Here is an 18,949-nt window from a genome sequence, read left to right on the forward strand (position 1 = left end):
CCGACCCTACGGCGCTGTGACCGTGCCGTCTGTGCAGGTCAAAGCGGTGTGCAGGGTGATTGCGCACACAGTGACGAGTCGTTGTCGGTGAGAAGCGCTGAGTGCCGGTGTGAGCGTCCCCGGCCCCTGGTCCCCATATGGGGAGTCGGCGGAAGGAGGTTCAGGGCGGCACGTGCGGACTCAGGCGGCCTCAAACCCCCATTCACTCCTTCGGTAGCGGTAGACTGACTCGTATCCGCGAGCTCGCGGACCCAGTCGAACGACGCAGCCGCTCCCGGAGCCGGGAGTCCGGCTTGTGCTGTGCCAGAAAGGGCGCTTCGTGGCCGATTCCGGCAACCCCAACGAGAATCCGTCGTCCGCCGACTCCGTGCCGGGGGACGCAGTTCCCGTGGCCGCGGGGGAGGCGTCGTACGACGCGAGCGCGATCACCGTCCTGGAGGGCCTGGACGCGGTACGCAAGCGGCCCGGCATGTACATCGGGTCCACCGGCGAGCGCGGCCTGCACCACCTGGTGCAGGAGGTCGTGGACAACGCCGTGGACGAGGCGATGGCCGGCCACGCGGACACCATCGACGTGACACTCATGGCCGACGGCGGCGTGCGCGTCATCGACAACGGCCGCGGCATCCCGGTGGGCATCGTTCCCTCCGAGGGCAAGCCCGCGGTGGAGGTCGTGCTGACCGTCCTGCACGCGGGCGGCAAGTTCGGCGGTGGCGGGTACGCCGTCTCCGGCGGTCTGCACGGTGTCGGCGTCTCCGTGGTCAACGCCCTGTCCAAGCGGGTCGCCGTCGAGGTCAGGACGGACGGCCACCGCTGGACCCAGGACTACGAACTGGGCGTCCCGACCGCGCCGTTGCAGAAGAACGAGGCCACCGTGGAGACCGGGACGTCCGTGACGTTCTGGGCGGACGGCGACATCTTCGAGACGACCGAGTACTCCTTCGAGACGCTCTCGCGGCGGCTCCAGGAGATGGCGTTCCTCAACAAGGGCCTGACCATCTCGCTGACCGACGAGCGCGAGTCGGCGAAGCAGACCTCGGGCGCCGACACCACGGACTCCGCGGACGACGACAAGGCGCGCACGGTCACGTACCACTACGAAGGCGGTATCTCCGACTTCGTGCGCCACCTCAACTCCCGCAAGGGCGAGCCGGTGCACCCCTCGATCGTCGACATCGAGGCCGAGGACACCGAGCGGATGCTCTCGGTGGAGATCGCGATGCAGTGGAACACCCAGTTCACCGAGGGTGTCTACAGCTTCGCGAACACCATCCACACCCACGAGGGCGGCACGCACGAGGAGGGCTTCCGGGCGGCGCTCACCGGTCTGGTCAACCGCTACGCGCGGGACAAGAAGCTGCTGCGCGAGAAGGACGACAACCTCACGGGCGAGGACATCCGCGAGGGGCTGACCGCGATCATCTCGGTCAAGCTCGGCGAGCCGCAGTTCGAGGGCCAGACCAAGACCAAGCTCGGCAACACCGAGGCGAAGACCTTCGTGCAGAAGGTCGTGCACGAGCATCTGAACGACTGGTTCGACCGCAACCCGGTCGAGGCCGCGGACATCATCCGCAAGAGCATCCAGGCGGCGACGGCCCGCGTGGCGGCGCGCAAGGCGCGTGATCTGACGCGGCGCAAGGGCCTGTTGGAGACGGCCTCGCTGCCCGGCAAGCTCTCGGACTGCCAGTCCAACGACGCGTCGCGGTGCGAGATCTTCATCGTCGAGGGCGACTCGGCCGGCGGTTCGGCCAAGTCCGGCCGGGACCCGCAGTGGCAAGCGATCCTGCCGATCCGCGGCAAGATCCTCAACGTCGAGAAGGCGCGGATCGACAAGGTCCTGCAGAACACCGAGGTCCAGGCGCTGATCTCGGCCTTCGGCACGGGCATCCACGAGGACTTCGACATCGAGAAGCTCCGCTACCACAAGATCATCTTGATGGCGGACGCCGACGTCGACGGCCAGCACATCAACACCCTGCTGCTGACGCTGCTGTTCCGCTTCATGCGTCCGCTGGTGGAGGCCGGCCACGTCTTCCTGTCCCAGCCGCCGCTCTACAAGGTCAAGTGGGGCCGCGACGACCACCAGTACGCCTACTCCGACCGCGAGCGGGACCAGCTGATCACGCTCGGCCGCTCGCAGGGCAAGCGGATCAAGCACGACTCCGTCCAGCGCTTCAAGGGCCTGGGCGAGATGAACGCCGAGGAGCTGCGCATCACCACGATGGACATCGAGTCCCGGGTGCTGCGCCAGGTGACCATCGACGACGCGGCAGCGGCCGACGACCTGTTCTCCATCCTCATGGGCGAGGACGTCGAGTCGCGGCGCAACTTCATCCAGCGCAACGCCAAGGACGTCCGCTTCCTCGACATCTGAGTCGGCCCGAAGCCGCATCCAGAAAAGGAACTTGAACAGCAATGGCCGACGAGAACACCCCAGGCACCCCGCCCCCGGCGGAGCAGCCCGGCCCCGCGGTGACCGCCGAGGAGCCGACCCAGCGCATCGAGCCCGTCACGCTCGAATCGGAGATGCAGCGCTCGTACCTCGACTACGCGATGAGCGTCATCGTCTCGCGTGCGCTGCCGGACGTGCGGGACGGGCTCAAGCCCGTGCACCGCCGTGTGCTGTACGCGATGTACGACGGCGGGTACCGGCCCGAGAAGGGCTTCTACAAGTGCGCCCGCGTCGTCGGCGACGTCATGGGCACGTACCACCCGCACGGCGACACCTCGATCTACGACGCGCTCGTACGCCTCGCCCAGCACTGGTCGATGCGGATGCCGCTGGTCGACTCCAACGGCAACTTCGGCTCGCCGGGCAACGACCCGGCCGCCGCGATGCGTTACACCGAGTGCAAGATGGCGCCGCTCGCCATGGAGATGCTCCGGGACATCGACGAGGAGACCGTCGACTTCCAGGACAACTACGACGGGCGCAACCAGGAGCCGACGGTTCTGCCGTCCCGCTTCCCGAACCTCCTGGTGAACGGCTCGGCCGGTATCGCGGTCGGCATGGCCACCAACATCCCGCCGCACAATCTGCGCGAAGTCGCCGCCGGCGCCCAGTGGTTCCTGGAGAACCCGGAGGCCACCGGCGAGGAGCTGCTCGACGCGCTGCTCCAGCGGATCAAGGGCCCGGACTTCCCCACCGGCGCGCTGGTCGTCGGCCACCGCGGCATCGAGGAGGCGTACCGCACCGGGCGCGGCTCGATCACCATGCGGGCCGTCATCGAGGTGGAGGAGATCCAGGGGCGCCAGTGCCTGGTCGTCACCGAGCTGCCCTACCAGGTCAACCCGGACAACCTCGCGCTGAAGATCGCCGACCTGGTCAAGGACGGCCGGGTCGCCGGTATCGCCGACGTACGGGACGAGACGAGCTCGCGCACCGGTCAGCGGCTGGTGATCGTCCTCAAGCGGGACGCGGTCGCCAAGGTCGTGCTGAACAACCTGTACAAGCACACCGATCTCCAGACCAACTTCGGCGCCAACATGCTGGCCCTGGTCGACGGAGTGCCGCGGACCCTGTCGGTCGACGCCTTCATCCGCCAGTGGGTCGCGCACCAGATCGACGTCATCGTCCGCAGGACCCGCTTCCGGCTGCGCAAGGCCGAGGAGCGGGCCCACATCCTGCGCGGTCTGCTCAAGGCGCTGGACGCCATCGACGAGGTCATCGCGCTGATCCGGCGCAGCGACACGGTCGATGTGGCGCGCAGCGGCCTGATGGGCCTGCTGGAGATCGACGAGATCCAGGCGAACGCGATCCTGGAGATGCAGCTGCGCCGACTGGCCGCCCTGGAGCGGCAGAAGATCACCGCGGAGCACGACGACCTCCAGGCGAAGATCAACGAGTACAACGCGATCCTCGCCTCGCCCGAGCTCCAGCGCAGCATCATCAGCAAGGAACTGACGGAGCTGGTCGACAAGTTCGGCGACGACCGGCGCACCAAGCTGGTGCCCTTCGAGGGTGACATGTCCATCGAGGACCTGATCGCCGAGGAGGACATCGTCGTCACCATCACGCGTGGCGGCTACGTCAAGCGCACCAAGACCGACGACTACCGGGCGCAGAAGCGCGGCGGCAAGGGCGTTCGCGGGACGAAGCTGAAGGAGGACGACATCGTCGACCACTTCTTCGTCTCCACCACGCACCACTGGCTGCTCTTCTTCACCAACAAGGGCCGGGTCTACCGCGCCAAGGCGTACGAACTGCCGGACGCCGGGCGGGAGGCGCGCGGCCAGCACGTGGCCAATCTGCTCGCCTTCCAGCCGGACGAGCAGATCGCCCAGATCCTGGCCATCCGCGACTACGAGGCCGTGCCGTACCTGGTGCTGGCCACCAAGTCCGGCCTGGTGAAGAAGACGCCGCTCAAGGACTACGACTCGCCCCGTTCCGGCGGCGTCATCGCGATCAACCTCCGGCAGATGGCGGACGGCCGCGACGACGAACTCATCGGCGCCGAGCCGGTGTCCGCCGAGGACGACCTGCTGCTGGTCAGCAAGAAGGCCCAGTCGATCCGTTTCACCGCCTCCGACGACAGCCTGCGGCCGATGGGCCGGGCGACCTCGGGCGTGAAGGGCATGAGCTTCCGCGAGGGCGACGAGCTGCTGTCCATGAACGTCGTACGGGCGAACACCTTCGTCTTCACCGCCACCGACGGCGGCTACGCCAAGCGCACCCCGGTCGACGAGTACCGGGTGCAGGGCCGCGGCGGCCTCGGCATCAAGGCGGCGAAGATCGTGGAGGACCGCGGCGAACTCGTGGGCGCGCTCGTGGTGGAGGAGACGGACGAGATCCTCGCGATCACGCTGAGCGGCGGAGTGATCCGCACGCAAGTCAGCGGTGTCAGGGAGACCGGTCGTGACACCATGGGCGTCTCGCTGATCAACCTGGGCAAGCGGGACGCCGTCGTCGGTGTCGCCCGCAACGCCGAGGAGGGTCGCGAGGCCGAGGAAGTCGAGGCCGTCGTCGAAGCGGCCGTGGAGGCTGCCGCGGAGCAGCGGCCGTCCGACGCGGAGGCCGACGAGCAGCGCGGCGGGACCTCGGAGAGCAGCGAGAACACCGGCAGCGAGGACTGACGTCGTGAGCGGGACTGTGGATGAGGCGGTCCGGGTCGTGTGCCCGGCCGCGCTCGTCCGCACGCGCGCGGCGTACAGCGCCTACCCCACCGTGCGGGAGCGACGATGACCAGTGCCCAGCCTTCTCAGCCCCAGGCACAGCCGCACTATCCCCCGCAGGCCTACCCGGCCCCGCCGGGCGGCCCGGGGCCCCAGCCTCCGCAGGCCCGCCCCCCGCGGGACTCCGGCGAACGGGACCGGGCGGCCCGGGACTCCGGCCGGGGCCCGGCCGGAGTCCCCGCGGAGGACGAGGCCGAGGACACGGGGCACGCCAGCGCCCGGCGCCCTCGGACCAACGCGCGGACGATTCCCCGGGTGCGCAAGGCGCGGTTGCGCGTCGCGAAGATCGACCCGTGGTCGGTGATGAAGGTCAGCTTCCTGCTGTCCATCGCCCTCGGCATCTGCACGATCGTCGCCGTCTCGGTGCTGTGGATGGTGCTCGACGCGATGGGCGTCTTCTCCTCCATCGGCGCCACGTTGGGCGAGGCGACCGAGTCCGCGGACGGCGGCGGCTTCGATCTGGAGTCCTTCCTCTCGCTGCCCAGGGTGCTGCTGTTCACCTCGGTGATCGCGGCGATCGACGTGGTGCTCGCGACCGCGCTCGCCACCCTTGCCGCCTTCGTCTACAACCTTTCGGCCGGCTTCGTCGGCGGAGTGGAACTGACGCTGGCGGAGGACGAGTAGCACCTCTCGTCCGGCACGGATCCTCGCAGTTGGCGGGCGCCGGCGGCACTCCTGCCGCCGGCGCCCGCCACCCGTCGGGGAGCGGCCCGCGAGCGCTCGGGAAACGATTTGGGGCACAGGCTGATGTGCGCTAATCTTTCGGTGCAGCGCGGGGCTATAGCTCAGACGGTTAGAGCGCTTCCCTGATAAGGAAGAGGCCACAGGTTCAAGTCCTGTTAGCCCCACAGCAGCGAGGCCCCCGACGGATTTCCGTCGGGGGCCTTTTTCGTGTTCCCTGCTGTCGGCCCCGCCGGCGGGAGGCATCCGGCGGGGCGGCAGGCGCGTTTCGTGCGGCTGCGCCGGTCGGCCGGGGAGGTGGGGCCGCCGCACGGGCCGGTTGTGGCGCGTGCGGCGGCTGTTGGCCGGTCGGGGTGGTGCGTCGGCTCAGTCCGTGGGGACGGAGAGCCAGGGGAACTCGTTGAGGCGGTCGCGCTGTTCGGCCGGGAGCGCGGCGGCCACGAGCTTGCGGATCTCGGCGACCTTCGCCTTGGCGGCGGGCATGTCGCCGTTGAGCCACTCGTAGGGCGGCGGGATCGGGATCGGCAGTGGTGCGCCGTGCGGGATGCGCGGCGGCTGGTCGATGACGAAGTTGCCGGTGCCCTGCTCGTTGTGCGGGTCGATGGCGTACTGGTGGTCGGTCATCAGGTAGCCGACGACGCCATTGGCGAATCCGAGCAGGTTGGTGATCGGGTTCTCGGAGTGGCAGATGCCGTCGTTCTTGTTGCAGACGGTCTTGACGTTGATGTTCTCGATCGGACGCGGGCCGCGCATGGTCATGCCGGGCATGAAGGACGGCAGGTTGGTCATGACGCCGCCGGGGCCGCCGTTGACGCCGGGACGGCGGGCGTCGGCGTAGAGCACGCCGTTGATCTGCGAGTGCGGGACGGCGCCGGAGTCCGAGAACACCTTGAGAGTGTCGCCGGCGACGAGGGCGCCCTGCGAGTAGCCGGTGATGGTGATCTTCGAACCCGGGCAGGCCGCGTGGAAGTCCTTGACCTCCTTGGTCATCTTCTCGACGCCTTCGGCGACGGAGTCGTCCAGGGAGACGGTCTGGCCCGGCAGCGGCCAGATCGACGCCGAGTAGGAGATCTTGGTGAAGCCGACGCCGGCCGGGAGCTTGGCGTTGCTGGCGTCGAAGACCTTGCCCTCCCCGTCGCCGTTGCCGCCGGCCTGGAAGAGCATCGTGTCGACGCAGGCCCTGGGCGCGGCGGCCGGGTCGGCGGCGTGGGCCGTGCTCGCCGCCAGGGCGGTCACGGGTATCAGGGCGGCGCCGGCAAGCAGGGCCGTGTTACGGATTCTCGTGCGCACGTACGCACCTCATCTCGCGTGTGGTGACGGTCGGTTGGCGTTCGCGGGACTGAGGGGCGGGCCCACGTTTTTCACGAACGTCAGTGTTCACAGAGTCGAGGTGAAGGGGCTCCGAAGGGGAGAGGGATGCGCGGCAATTCATCAGATCCGCACAGCGCGCACACGAAATGCACAGGACGGTGCTGGTTGTCGCCGCCGTGGTGCCGTCCGGGAGGGTGGGGCCGACAGGCCCGATACGCCGGGAGCACGCCTCCGTCGTGAGCGCGTACGTTCGGTATCATCGGGCGCCAGAATGGTTTTCGACGTCTTTGAGAAGGACGAGGTAGCGCCGTGAAGAAGCTTCTCCTGGTCGCGCTGGCCGCCATCGGTGGACTCCTCGTGTACCGCCAGATCCAGGCGGACCGGGCCGAGCAGGACCTGTGGACGGAGGCCACCGACCCCGTGCCGTCCTCGGGTCAGGGTGTCTGACGCCCCTGAGCAGTCCAGAGTCTGGTGAAGCCCCGGCTGTGCAGGCCGGGGCTTCGTCGTGCGAGCTTTGTCGTGCGGGCTTTGTCGTGCGGGCTCCGTCGTGCGGGGGGTGCGGGTGCGGCTTGGCGGGGGCTTGCTGTGGGCGTGCGACCTGCGACGCGGGGCCGGCTCGCGAGCTGTGTGCGCCGGAGTGCGAGCGGCGCCGGGGCCCACGTGTTGCAGGACCGTGACGGTCCTCCACTTGAGCTGTGCGAGAGCAAACTCATACGGTCGTGACAGTTCCGGAACGCCGACGCACCCCGTCTGTGCCCGGAGCCGTGCGCCGGTGCACCGCAGGCTTTCCGGACCAGGGGAAGAGGCATGAGCCGTACACGTCGTGGGCGAGGTGTGTCGAGGCGCGCGCGTCCGGAGGCGGAACGTGCTCATGTGCCCGGTGCAGAAGGGGAGTTGAGCGCCGGCGCTCGCGAACGTTGCTGATGGCAACAGAGGGTCGGTGTTCCTGGCGGCGCGGGCCGGGCGAGGGGACAGGGGCGCGTCGTAACGGGCGCGCCGCGGTGCCGTCGTACCCCGCGGTGCGGGCGGTCCGGCCGCCGAGCGCACGGACGGCCGGCGGCTTGGGACGGCCCGAGGGCCGTTCAGTGGAGAGCGAACACCCCCGCGCGGCGGGAGAGTTGGAGCCCGGGCACGATGGAGCGGCCGGGCAGGGGAGTCGAACGAGGGGCGCGGATGAAGACGCGAAGTGGGGCAAGGACCGGTCGGCCTCGGGCCAACCTGTCGGTCGCGGCGCTGGCCGCCCTGTGCACGGCGGCCGTCGCGCTGCCCGCGACCACGGCCCGTGCGGCCGACGAGCAGGGCGGCAGTGCGGCGGAGCCCGCCGCGTACACCGTCGCGGAGGACGCCCGGGAGGTCGAGGGCACCGAGGGCAGCACCGACGCCCCGGAGCTGACCGACACCGGCTATTACAAGGATTCCCTCGGGCCCGGCGAGACCAAGCACTACCGCGTCGATCTGGACTCCGAGCAGACCGCGCACCTGTCCGCCCTCGCCCATCCCGCAGCGGGCATCAAGCTCGGCGACCACGACTCGCTGGAAGTGGAGTTGGCCGGCACCGACGGCACCTCCTGCTCCTCCGACGACGCCTCCTTCCGGGGCGACACGACGCCGTACCCGGTCGTGGCGTACGCTTCGCGCCGCGTCGGTGGGGACTCGGACGAGTGCCAGAAGGCGGACCAGTACCTCTTCGCGGTGACGCGGTCGGACGAATCCGGCTCGGACCCCGGCGACTGGCCGATCGAGATCCGTTACGCACTCGAACCGGGTCTCAAGGGCAGCCGCCCGGCCGTTCCGCCCAAGGGCAGTTGGAGCAGTGAGCCGCCCGCGCCGCCGAGCGGGCAGGCCAAGGAGGTCAGGGGCGGTACGGGCATGAGCACCGCCCGGCCGGTCGGCGCCGGCGTCTGGCGCGACCGGGTGCTGCCCGGCGAGACGCGGTACTACCGGGTGCCGGTGGACTTCGGCCAACAGCTCTTCGCCCGGGTCGAGTTGCCCAACGCCCCGAAGGCCGGCGAGGAGAGCAGCCGGGAGACGGCGTACAAGGGTTTCGCCCTGCACGCCTACACCTCCGCCGGCTGCGCGGTCGTCCACGACAACTTCGAGTCCTACGACGGCGGCCAGAGCGCCGCCTCCCTCGGGCTGCGTCCGATCGACTACGGCAACCGCTACGACCGCGAAGGCCGGGCGCTGAGCACCGCCGGCTTCTACACCCTCGCCGTCACCATGAGCGCCGACCTCCAGCAGTACTTCCCCGAGGACGGCGCGGCCGTCACTCTGCGGGTCAACCTCCGCGGTGCGCCCGAGGAGGCGCCCGACTACGACGGGGACGCCAGGGCCGCCGGTTTCGCCGTCACCGACGAGGACCGGGACGCCGCGCGGGACGGGCTGAGCGCCGACGAGGCTGCGGGGAGCGGGGCGATGCTGGTCGTCGGCATCGTGGGCATCGGTTCCGGCGTCGCGCTGGTGCTGGGGCTGGGAGCGTGGGCGGCGCTCGCCCGCAGGCGTACTCCCGCGGCGGGCGCGGGCGCGGGCGCGGGCGTTGGCGGCGGCGGACCGGTCGGCCCGCCGCAGTAGAGCGGCGGCCGGTGCGGGGACCGTACCGGCCCGGGACGGCGATGCGCCACGGACCCGCGTATGCCCGGGTACGGCCGCGCAGGGCGTGTGTATCCGGCGGTCGGGCCCGCCGGCCCGACTTGAGTCGAGCTGCCGCACCGGCGGCGGGTACGACGCGCGCTCCCTCCGGGCCGGGCGCCGAGGGCCGCGAACCCGCGAACGGTACGGCGGTACGGGCCGACGGGCGGTACGGGCGTACCGCGGTACGAAGCTGCGGCCGACAGGAGTACGGACAGTACGGCGCACGCGGCACGGGCGCTGCCGAGCCGGCCTGTGGACGGGCCGGCAACGGGCGGAACCCGGTTGCGGGCGGGCGGAGTTGCGGGGCAGGCCGGCGTACGGGGCGGCGGGTCAGCTCTGGGTGAGTGCCCAGACGCCGACGGCGATGAGGACGAACGCCAGCATCAGCACCGGTACGGCCACCTTCGCCGAGGGGCCGGGACGTGGTGCGGCGCTCCGGGCCGACTGCGGGTGTGAGCCCGGGGGTTGGCCCGTGGACGGGTGCGGCGCCGCGCCGCCCCCGTGCGGGGGATACCCGTACGTGCCTTCCGTCGGGTACGGGTACGGCGCCCCGGGCGATACGGCGGCGGGGTCCGGTGGCGGGGAGTGCGGTGAAGCGGGAGGCGGTGAACTCGGCGGGGCGAGGCGGAAGCTGCCGGTCTCCGAAGCCGCACCGGGGCGGGCGGTGCCGGTGGAACCCGCGCCGGTCGGGGGCGCGCCCGGTGGCGGGCCGGCCGCTGTCCTGGTCGGCTCGTCCTGGAGGGCCCGGGCGCCGGACGGCTGAGGGCCGTCCGGTCCGTAGCCCGCCGGCAGCGGACCGATCTGGTCGAAGACCTCGACGGTCGGTGAACTGCCCCCGTCGGCCGGGTTCTTGATCAGTTCTCCGCAGTCGGCGAGCGCCTTGCGCACGCCGAGCGCGGTCTTGAACCGCGCCGCCGGGTCGGGCTGGAGCAGCGTGCCGAGTACGTGCCACAGCGGTTCGGGCACGTACTCGGGTGCCGCCGGTACGCCGCCCTCGCGCCGGTAGGTCTCCACCAGCGCGCGCGAGTCCGGCTTGACGCCGGTCAGCAGGTAGAGCGCGACCAGGCCGACCGCGTAGAGGTCGGCGGTGAAGTCCGGGTCGGCACCGAGGAGTTGCTCGGGAGCGAAGTAACCGGGCGTGCCGACGATGAAATTGGTCTCGGTCAGCCGCGGCTCGCCCTTGCGCATCGAGATGCCGAAGTCGGAGACCCTCAGGTGGGGGCGGCCCGTACCGGTCGCCTCCAGCAGGATGTTGGCCGGTTTGATGTCCCGGTGGACGACGTCCTCCGCGTGCACGGCCGACAGTCCGGCGAGCAGCTGGTCCAGCAGCGTCAGCACGGTCGCGGGCGGCAACTTCCCGTAGTCGCCGAGGAGATGGGCGAGGGAGCCGCCGCTGACCAGGTCCATGGTGAACAGCACCTGGTCGTCGTCCGCGGCCCAACTGGTGGGTGCCAGAACGTGCGGATGGTCGATCCGCAGCGCCTGTTCGCGCACGAATCGCAGCAGCGTGTGCGCGTCCGACTGCTGCAGCACCTTCGCCGCGACGTAGCGCTTTCGCCGGTGGTCCCACGAGCGCCAGACGGCGCCCGCGCCGCCGCGCCCGATCGGGTCCACCAGTTCGTACCGGCCCGCGAAGACCTCACCCATGCTGCTGTGCCCGCCCTCTCGAACTGTCGACCATCTGCTCGGGTTGTTCGTTACTGCTGCCGACAGCAGGCACTGCCGCTCGCTGTTGGTGCCGCCGGTCGCGCTCGGGACTGCGGAGCGCCGCAGGGGCCGGTGATCGCCGCCGGGCGACCGACACCTGTCGGATCTCCGCGGTCTGCTGGGGACGATCCGGCCGGAACCGCTTCAGCCGTGACGTTCCGGCCGAGCGGACCGTGCTCAACCCTGGTGTGCCTCGTAGTGCTTGACCGCGTCGGAGGTCTTCCCCGCGCCGTACACCTTCAGGAACTCGGCGAGCTCCGGATGGTCGTCGGCGAGCAGCTGGGACGCCTCGATGATGCCCTGGGCGTCGGAGATCGCGCGCAGCAGCGACTGGATCTCGCGCACCGCACGCTTGACGGTGGTCTGCTGTCCGGTGCCGGCCGCGCCGGCGGTGCTGCCCAGCACGCTCTGGCCGGCGGTCCGGCGGATCTCCTCCATCCGCTTGGTGGCCTCGGCCGCGCTCAGGTGTCCGCCGGCGACCTCGCTGGCCAACTCCTGGAGCGCCTGCACCCGTTGGACGACCGCCGGGTTGCCGATCTTCGCGCGCTGGCCGCTCATCAACTGGGAGAGCATCGGCGCGGACAGCCCGAGCACGGTCGCGAGCCGGGCCTGGTTGAGACCCAGGTCGCTGATCAGCCGCCGGAACAGAGTCCCCAGCGGCTCGCCGTACCAGGAGCTTTGGAGCTCCCTGGCCTTCGCCGTCGAGTCCTGCTGCGTTGCGTCCATGGTGTCTCCCCTGGTCTCCCCTGTCCGCTTCGCGCCAGCGAACTTCCCCGCATCCTACGGAGCGCGGATGTGCGGGGCGATACCCGGTCGGTGATCAGTCCGGGGACCAGGTACGCTTGTGGTGCTTCGGGGCCTTAGCTCAGTTGGTAGAGCGCTGTCTTTGCATGGCAGATGTCAGGAGTTCGACTCTCCTAGGCTCCACAGAAGGAACGCCCTCCTGACCTGCGGAAACGCAGGTCAGGAGGGCTCTTTTGTTTCCTCTGGTGGGCACACGGTGGGCACATCCGGTCGATTACCGTCGTCCCACGGCCTACATCGAAACCAAGGAGCGAAGGGGCGGAGACCCCACGTTCGTCGTCCGCCGGCGTGCAGCCGGAGCCCGAAGCGGCAACCGAGAGTCGGAGACGTTCGACGACCTCACTTCCGCTAAGCGGTTCCGTGACCTCGTGAAGGCGCACGGGGAGCACTGGCCGCCCGGGTGGACCCGAGGCCACGGTTTCGTTGTAGACCGGCGCCGCAAGGAGACGATGTTCGAGCCCTTTGCTCTGGCCTGCGTCGATCGCCTCACTGGTGTTCAGGGTGACACCCGAAGCAAGTACAAGAGGGAGATCAGGGAGAGCATGGTTCCCTGGTTCGGCCCCTACTCGATGGAGGACGGCGAAGGCAGCATCGTCCGCGCCATGGTCCAGGGCTGGGTCAACGACCTCGAAGCCGGTCGTCTCGCTCCGCTCGACCCCCGCGACCGGAAACCCCGGACCGACAGCTCGTGGCGGGGGAGGGTGACCGCGTTGTCCAGCCGGTGCGGGAGGGCCGGCAGCCCGTCATCGAACTTCAGCCCGATCTCCGGGGTTCCGTTGACCAGAAGGAGTTCTTCGCGGTGGGCGGTGGAGCCCTGCATCGGGACGAAGCCGCAGATCCGCGCCGACTCGCTCTCCAGGCAGGGGCCGTACTCGCCCGTGACCCGGGTGAAGGCGATCGAACGGGTCAGGCCGCGCATCCGCAGCGGCACCACGAGCCGACCGCCCTGCTTGAGCTGGGCGATCCACGGCGGGGCGATGTCCCAGGCCCCGGCGGTCACCGGGACGACATCGACCTTCGCCGTCACCCCGGCCGGGAAGAAAGCCTTCGACAAGCGACTGCCCAACAGCGAACCCGAACTCCGCGAAGTTCTTGGCAAGTTGACCGCGAAGCACGGCACCGTGCTCGTGGTCGTCGACCAGCCGGCCTCCGCAGGAGCCCTGCCTGTCGCGGTCGCCCGCGACGCTTTCGCCATCGGGGACGCCGCCCGTTCCATGCCCCATACCCTCCGCACGATCGCCCTCGAAGATGAGGCGATCGCCGAGCTGGAGATGGTCGTGGGCTTCGACGACGACCTTGCCGGCGAGGCGACCAGGATCAGCACCCGGCCGTCCTCGCCTGCTCGACCGGTTCGGGTCACCGCTCGCAATCGTGGGACAGCCCTCAACGAGCCGGCAGGGGCGCGTAACCCGAGTTGGTGAGAGTCGTACCGAAACGCACACCGGGCAGTTCGGCGTCGATCTCACCGGGGTTGACCGCGTTGCTGCCCTCTGCGGTCAGTCCGTCGGCGGCGCCGGGCACGTACCAGATCGCGCCTGTGTCGGCGACGTCACCGATGGCCTCGCCCGGCGCACCGGCCGTGATGTCCGCCTTGCCGTCCCCGTTGACGTCCAACAGGCGTACGGAGCCGCCGAACAGGTCGTTCGCCTCGGCGACGCCCGCGATACCGGGGGTGTCCTGGTGGAAGGCCTGCGCGCCGCTGCCCGACAGGCCGTTGGACTCCGAGCCCTTGAGGAGTACGAAACCGCCTGCCGCGTCCTGCCCGTTGACTTCCTCGAACGGTACGGCGACGGCGAGGTCGTCCACGCCGTCCCCCGTAACGTCCCCGGCGCTCAGGCCCGCGCCGAACTGGTCGCCCTCCTCGGGCGTGCCCGGTACGCCCGGCGTGCCCTGGGTGAATGTCTGCTCGCGGTTGCCCAGGCCGTCCGAGGTGCCGTAGACGACCTTCACGGTGCCTTCGTCGTACGGCAGGTTCTCGATGAGATTGCCGGGCACCTCGCGGTAGGCGAGGTCGCCGTGGCCGTCACCGTCGAAGTCGCCGATCGCGCCCGCGGCAGCGTGCGGGAGGGACACGTCCTCGGCACGGGTGAGACCGTCCTTGCCGCCGGTGAAGAAGAGGTTCTCGAGGGACATCTCCTCGAACACCTGGTGGACGACGAGGTCGTCCGCGCCGTCGCCCGTGACGTCGCCCGCGGTGACGGACAGGATGTCCGTGGCCTCGCTGTCGCCGGTGGTGAGCTGGACCTGCTGCTCGTCGGCCCATTCGCCGTCACGGGTGAACGGGCCCTGGAGAACGCCGTATGTGCCGCGCTCGTGGCCGCGGGTCATGAGGAGGTCGGGGCTGCCGTCGCCGTTGAAGTCACCCGCGGTGAGCCGGCTGCCGACGGAGCCGAAGTCCTCGTCGGCCTCGATGACGCTGGAGCCCTTGCCGTTGATGCCGGTCTTGCCGCCCCACAGCACGATGACCTGCCGGGCGCCGGGAACATGGACGGCGAGGTCGGTGTAACCGTCCTGGTCCAGGTCCGCGCCGGCGACCTTCTGGCCGAAGTGGTTGTGGGGCGCAGGGTCGCCGGGGACGCCGTCCGTGGCCTGGCTGACGGTGACGGCGTTGTCGCGGTCGAGGCCGTCGGGGGTGCCGTAGAAGACGGTGACGTAGCCGGCGTTGCCGGAGTCCTCGCTCGGACTGCCGGGAGCGCCGACGGCCATGTCCTGGAAGCCGTCACCGTTGAAGTCCTCCTTCACGGCGGGGCCTTGGGGCTCCTTCGGCTTCGAGTCGTCCTCCGAACCGGCCGATGCGAACGTCGGCACGAGGATCGCCGCGGCCAGGGCGGTGGCCACACCGGTGCTCAGTGCGGCGGTACGGCGCACCCGCGCACGGCGCGAACGCCCGTGTGTGGTCGATGTGGGTGGCTGTTCCATGGGTCCTCCCCCAGGTCGGCTGGGCCTTGCGCAGCGGTGTACACGTGGCGAACTACGAGAAGTCAGACGAGCGAGAGCACAGCGGGGTTGCACGAGGGATGTCATCGATCGAGAGCATTTCCAGGTCCCGGTGGCCCGACGGGGAGGCCGAACGTTCGCCGCCCACGGAACCGGCGCTCACACTCTCTTTGCGTGTTTGCCGGACGTGGAGGGCCGAAAGCCTGTGATTCTCGGGCGAGGAATGCATCAGAGTTGCAGCCGCGACAGGTTTTGAGGGTGTGCCCATCAGTGGGCACATCGAGTCGGGGCAGTGGGATCGAGCAGGATGGAACGGGACTGAAACGGGTGGGAAAGTCCGATTCTCCCGCAAAGACTCGGTAAAGCCGCAGGTGGGAGCGTCGCTTGTTTCGGGTTCGACTCTCCTGGGCTCCACTCCGAAAGACGTCCCCCTACCTGTGTCCGAGCAGGTCGGGGGACCTCTTTCGGTTTCTGTGAACGGCTGCTGTGATCGCGGGGGTCCGCGTTGCCCGCGGGGGCCTGCGGGGCGCATGTGGGCTGTGCCTCTCGCCGTCGGGCGGCGACGGTTGTCCGCGGGGCCGCGGATCGCCTGCCGGGCCCGCGGGTGCCCGGCGGCACCCGCGGCGCGGACGGACGGGACGAGCGGGCCCGCGGGCGACTCGGGGCCACCGGTACGAGCCCCGATGCGCGGAGTCGGCAATTCGCGCGGGCGCTCGCACGAACCGCGTTCGACGGGCGGACGGGGGCGCGCACTGCCGGCCCCCGCCTCCGGAGGCCGGCAGTCCCGGGCCCGGCCCGGCCCGGGCCCGGCCCGGGGCCGGGACGGTGCCCGTCGCGGCGAGGCCGGTTCAGCCCGTGCGCATCGCGGCAGCGGCGGGGGCGGGCGTGGGTGCGGGAGTGCGGAAGGCGGCACCGACGGTGCGCGGGACGTGCCGGACTTGCCGGCGGGCCCGGTCGGCGGACAGTGCGACGAGGCCGTGCGCGACGGAGGCGAGCGTGGTGTGGCGGTGCCAGCCGGCGTACGTGCGTCCCTCGAAGTCCCGCAGGCCGACGGGGTAGGAGATGTCGACCAGGTCCCGGTCCACCCTGCGGACGAGCTTGGTCAGCCGCAGCAGCGTGTCCACGGGCGCGTCCGTGAGGTCGGTCAGCCAGGCGTGCGAGAGCCTGCCGTACGGGTTCTCCCACTCGGCCACGAGGCTGAACTGACCCGGCTGATAAGTGAGTTGGGTTGTGCCGGCGGTACGGAGCTCGCCTCTCGTCCGGCCGGGCTGCGGGGTGCCGAGAGAGACCGGGACCTTGGCGGCCAGGCTGGTCCGCAGCAGGCCCGAGACCGGATCGATCCACTCCACGGGGCGACGCATCCGCCGCGCCGCGTCCGTGACCTGCCGTGCGGACACCAGCTGTCTTCGGTAGCCGGAGAGCGCGGTGTCCGCCGGGGTCAGGGTTTCGGTGTTCACGCCGATCCTGGCGATGAACGGGAGGCGGGAGGCGATGAGTTGGGCCGCGACCGCGGCGGTGACGTCCTCGCCGCAGTCGAAGACCACGGGGCGTCGGCTCAGGGCCCAGTCGTCGGCCATCTCACGAGCGGCGGCGACGGCGATGTGCAGCGGCGAACGGGCGTGGATGTCGTCCGGGATGCCGGCGCCGCTGCGGCGCTCGGGGCAGTCGAGCCATTCGGGCGGCAGCTGTAACTCCCACTGCACGGGCACGCCCACCTGCTCGTTGGCGAGCCAGACCCCGTACGCCTCCTGGCAGTTGACCGCGCGGCCCGACCCTACCAGCGGCCTCCGGGCGACACCGACGGAGTGCGAACCGGCCTTGGGGATCACGAGCCGGCGCACCACCCAGGCGCTGGGGCGCAGGGTGTGGTCGAGGTACTGGGCGACGGCCGCGCGCATTTCGGACCAGCGCCAGGTGGAGCTGCTGACGAAGTGCTGGAGGCTCTGCTCCAGCGACTTGTCGCCGGCGAGAGTGGCGATGCCGCGCATCGACTTGCGCCCCTCCACCTCCAGCAGTCCGCGCACGTAGCTCGCGGCCTTCCGGCGCTGGTCGCTCCGGCGCAGCGGGGCGAAGGCGACGGTGCTCAGTTCGTGGGCAGGAGTGTCTGGCGTGAGATGTCGGAGAACCGGACTCGTCGTCGTGCTCACTTCATCCCCCTCGGTGCCGTCTTCTGCGGATCTGGGAAGGCCCTCGCAGCCGCTTCTCCCGCGGGGGGTGGGACGCCTCCGGCGGTGGGTGGGAGCACTGGCGGTGAGTCGACCACCGCTCTGTGCTGTACGCGCCAACACCGCAGGCATCGTGTTGACGACGATAACAAACCAACCCGTATGTTTGTAAAGCCCAGAAGAAGGAGTTGTTGGTGGTGCAGGGTGGAGGCTTCGGGGGATATGGGGGAAATCGCAGGTCATCGCGGTGTTCGGGGGAAAGGGTGGATCGGCGGTGTTTCCTGCGTGGTGCGTACGGGACGTGTCTGCGCTGCCGTGCGGAGGGTGCGGGGCGCCTTCCGGGAGGCCGTAAGGAGAGTGACCGGCTCATTGACATACCGCTCGTGCTGTTTTTACTCTTGCAAGGACCAATCTCTTTCAGGCCCCGCAGTCCTTCGCCCGCCTGCCGGTCGGTACGCGCGGGGGCGAAGCGCGGAGGGGCCACCGGCGGCCGAAGGACTGCGTGATGAGACAAGAGCGGGCCGAACGGACGAGAGCCGCACTCGTGTTGTCCGCCGCGGCGATGTTCGACAGAGAGGGCTACGAGCGCACGACGCTCACCGGCGTCAGCCGGCGCGCGTCCGTCAGCAAGGGGGCGTTGTCCTTCCACTTCTCCAACAAGGCCCAACTCGCCGACACCGTCCAGACGGCGGGCTGCGAGGCGTCCAGGAAGAGCCTCGAACGCCTGCGGGACCGCGGGCGGCCCGCGCTGCAGACCTTGGTCGACATGACCCATCTGATCGCCGACCAGCTGATGCGGGACGAACTGGTGAGAGCCGGCGTCCGGTTGGCCGCCGAGCGCGACACGGACTGCGCCTCGCCGATGCACTTCTTCGGCACCTGGTACGAAACCTTCCGGGAGGTGGCGGCCGAGGCCGAGAGCGACCGCAGCCTGCTGCCCAGTCACGCGCCGCAGGCCGTCGCGACCCTGGCGATCTCGGTGGTGTCGTACGCGCACGCGAGGCACCGCAAGGCGGATGCGGAGGTCCGTGGACGGGTCGCCGAACTCTGGGCGATGCTGCTGCCCTCGCTCGCGTCGAGCGTCGAGGGGTGGCAGTTCAGTGCGGAGGGCGTCGGGCAGCCGGATGCGGGTGCGCCTGGCGAGCCGGGCGCGCCCCCGACGCAGGCGCCTGCGCCCGGCGCTCCCGCCCGGCCCGGTGCTCCCGCCCTGTCCTCTGATCCTGCTCAGCCCACCGACCCTGCTCAGCCCACCGACCCTGCCCGGCCCGGTGCTGCCGCCGCGTCGGGCTCCGCGGCGCGGCCCGGTTGCCGGGCGCCGGCAGGCAGGTCCGCGCGGCGACGGCTCCTCGAGGGCTGAGTGCCGGCCGCAGGGCCCGGCCCCGAGCGTGCGCCGGGCCGGGCCGCGCCGGGGCTGTGCTGCGTCGAGCAGGTCTGGCCCGGCCGGCCTGTCTCGCCTGTCCGGCCTGTCGCTTCCGGTTGATCGGCCGGGCTCGTCGGGGCGAACGGGCCCCGGTGTGCGCGGAGTTCGGCGTGCACCGGGG

11 protein-coding genes, 2 tRNA genes and 2 pseudogenes are annotated in these 18,949 nt (G+C 70.5%); 9 read left to right on the plus strand and 6 right to left on the minus strand.

Annotation, left to right across the window (positions count from 1 at the left end):
• Window positions 1-295: 295 nt before the first annotated feature.
• The 4 genes from gyrB (at window position 296) to JGS22_RS09315 (ending at window position 6,020) form a co-directional block, all read left to right on the plus strand.
• Window positions 296-2,374 (plus strand): DNA topoisomerase (ATP-hydrolyzing) subunit B, encoded by a 2,079-nt coding sequence (gyrB, locus tag JGS22_RS09300; RefSeq protein WP_211041722.1) that lies wholly within the window; start codon window positions 296-298, stop codon window positions 2,372-2,374.
• 41 nt (window positions 2,375-2,415) lie between these two features.
• Complete coding sequence (gyrA, locus tag JGS22_RS09305; protein ID WP_236073091.1) at window positions 2,416-5,073, plus strand: DNA gyrase subunit A; 2,658 nt, start codon at window positions 2,416-2,418, stop codon at window positions 5,071-5,073.
• A 105-nt stretch (window positions 5,074-5,178) separates the two neighbouring features.
• Window positions 5,179-5,796: a DUF3566 domain-containing protein gene (locus tag JGS22_RS09310; protein WP_211041723.1), complete on the plus strand. Its 618-nt coding sequence runs from the start codon at window positions 5,179-5,181 to the stop codon at window positions 5,794-5,796.
• A gap of 150 nt (window positions 5,797-5,946) precedes the next feature.
• Window positions 5,947-6,020, plus strand: a tRNA-Ile gene (locus tag JGS22_RS09315).
• Between the two features lie 199 nt (window positions 6,021-6,219).
• Here the strand turns inward: JGS22_RS09315 and JGS22_RS09320 are convergent.
• Window positions 6,220-7,143, minus strand: coding sequence for a PE-PPE domain-containing protein (locus JGS22_RS09320; protein ID WP_211041724.1), 924 nt, complete (start codon window positions 7,141-7,143; stop codon window positions 6,220-6,222).
• A 330-nt stretch (window positions 7,144-7,473) separates the two neighbouring features.
• Between JGS22_RS09320 and JGS22_RS09325 the strand changes: the two genes are divergently transcribed.
• Both JGS22_RS09325 and JGS22_RS09330 read left to right on the plus strand, forming a co-directional pair.
• A complete protein-coding gene (locus JGS22_RS09325; RefSeq protein ID WP_211041725.1) occupies window positions 7,474-7,611 on the plus strand; it encodes a DLW-39 family protein in 138 nt (45 codons plus the stop codon).
• Window positions 7,612-8,337: 726 nt separating this feature from the next.
• Entirely contained in the window at window positions 8,338-9,735 is a 1,398-nt protein-coding gene (locus JGS22_RS09330; protein WP_211041726.1) for a hypothetical protein, read from the plus strand.
• Between the two features lie 390 nt (window positions 9,736-10,125).
• Here the strand turns inward: JGS22_RS09330 and JGS22_RS09335 are convergent, their stop codons facing one another.
• Both JGS22_RS09335 and JGS22_RS09340 read right to left on the minus strand, forming a co-directional pair.
• Entirely contained in the window at window positions 10,126-11,442 is a 1,317-nt protein-coding gene (locus tag JGS22_RS09335; protein WP_211041727.1) for a serine/threonine-protein kinase, read from the minus strand.
• Between the two features lie 237 nt (window positions 11,443-11,679).
• Window positions 11,680-12,228 (minus strand): helix-turn-helix domain-containing protein, encoded by a 549-nt coding sequence (locus JGS22_RS09340; protein WP_211041728.1) that lies wholly within the window; start codon window positions 12,226-12,228, stop codon window positions 11,680-11,682.
• A 128-nt stretch (window positions 12,229-12,356) separates the two neighbouring features.
• Between JGS22_RS09340 and JGS22_RS09345 the strand changes: the two genes are divergently transcribed.
• Window positions 12,357-12,429: transfer RNA gene (locus JGS22_RS09345), tRNA-Ala, on the plus strand.
• A gap of 559 nt (window positions 12,430-12,988) precedes the next feature.
• On the opposite strand, the pseudogene JGS22_RS09350 reads toward JGS22_RS09345, so the two are convergent.
• Window positions 12,989-13,324: pseudogene (locus tag JGS22_RS09350) on the minus strand (methyltransferase, FxLD system); the annotation flags it as partial.
• Between JGS22_RS09350 and JGS22_RS09355 the strand changes: the two are divergent.
• A pseudogene (locus JGS22_RS09355) lies at window positions 13,284-13,634 on the plus strand (IS110 family transposase); the annotation flags it as partial. The pseudogenes JGS22_RS09350 and JGS22_RS09355 sit on opposite strands and share 41 nt — an antisense overlap.
• Before the next feature lie 55 nt (window positions 13,635-13,689).
• Here JGS22_RS09355 and JGS22_RS09360 read toward each other — a convergent pair.
• Complete coding sequence (locus JGS22_RS09360) at window positions 13,690-15,225, minus strand: FG-GAP-like repeat-containing protein (RefSeq protein ID WP_211041729.1); 1,536 nt, start codon at window positions 15,223-15,225, stop codon at window positions 13,690-13,692.
• 866 nt (window positions 15,226-16,091) lie between these two features.
• Entirely contained in the window at window positions 16,092-17,390 is a 1,299-nt protein-coding gene (locus JGS22_RS09365) for an IS701 family transposase (RefSeq protein WP_211041730.1), read from the minus strand.
• Window positions 17,391-17,913: 523 nt separating this feature from the next.
• Between JGS22_RS09365 and JGS22_RS09370 the strand changes: the two genes are divergently transcribed.
• Entirely contained in the window at window positions 17,914-18,765 is an 852-nt protein-coding gene (locus JGS22_RS09370; protein ID WP_211041731.1) for a ScbR family autoregulator-binding transcription factor, read from the plus strand.
• Window positions 18,766-18,949 lie beyond the last annotated feature (184 nt).

This window comes from Streptomyces tardus, assembly GCF_018101125.2.
Classification (GTDB): Bacteria; Actinomycetota; Actinomycetes; order Streptomycetales; family Streptomycetaceae; genus Streptomyces; species Streptomyces tardus.

What these genes read in the sequence shown, in the direction of transcription:
- JGS22_RS09370 (WP_211041731.1), top strand. Translation starts at nt 17,914, where the DNA reads ATGAGACAAGAGCGGGCCGAACGGACGAGAGCCGCACTCGTGTTGTCC.
- JGS22_RS09335 (WP_211041727.1), bottom strand. Translation starts at nt 11,442, where the DNA reads ATGGGTGAGGTCTTCGCGGGCCGGTACGAACTGGTGGACCCGATCGGG.
- JGS22_RS09310 (WP_211041723.1), top strand. Translation starts at nt 5,179, where the DNA reads ATGACCAGTGCCCAGCCTTCTCAGCCCCAGGCACAGCCGCACTATCCC.
- gyrA (WP_236073091.1), top strand. Translation starts at nt 2,416, where the DNA reads ATGGCCGACGAGAACACCCCAGGCACCCCGCCCCCGGCGGAGCAGCCC.
- JGS22_RS09360 (WP_211041729.1), bottom strand. Translation starts at nt 15,225, where the DNA reads ATGGAACAGCCACCCACATCGACCACACACGGGCGTTCGCGCCGTGCG.
- JGS22_RS09340 (WP_211041728.1), bottom strand. Translation starts at nt 12,228, where the DNA reads ATGGACGCAACGCAGCAGGACTCGACGGCGAAGGCCAGGGAGCTCCAA.
- JGS22_RS09330 (WP_211041726.1), top strand. Translation starts at nt 8,338, where the DNA reads ATGAAGACGCGAAGTGGGGCAAGGACCGGTCGGCCTCGGGCCAACCTG.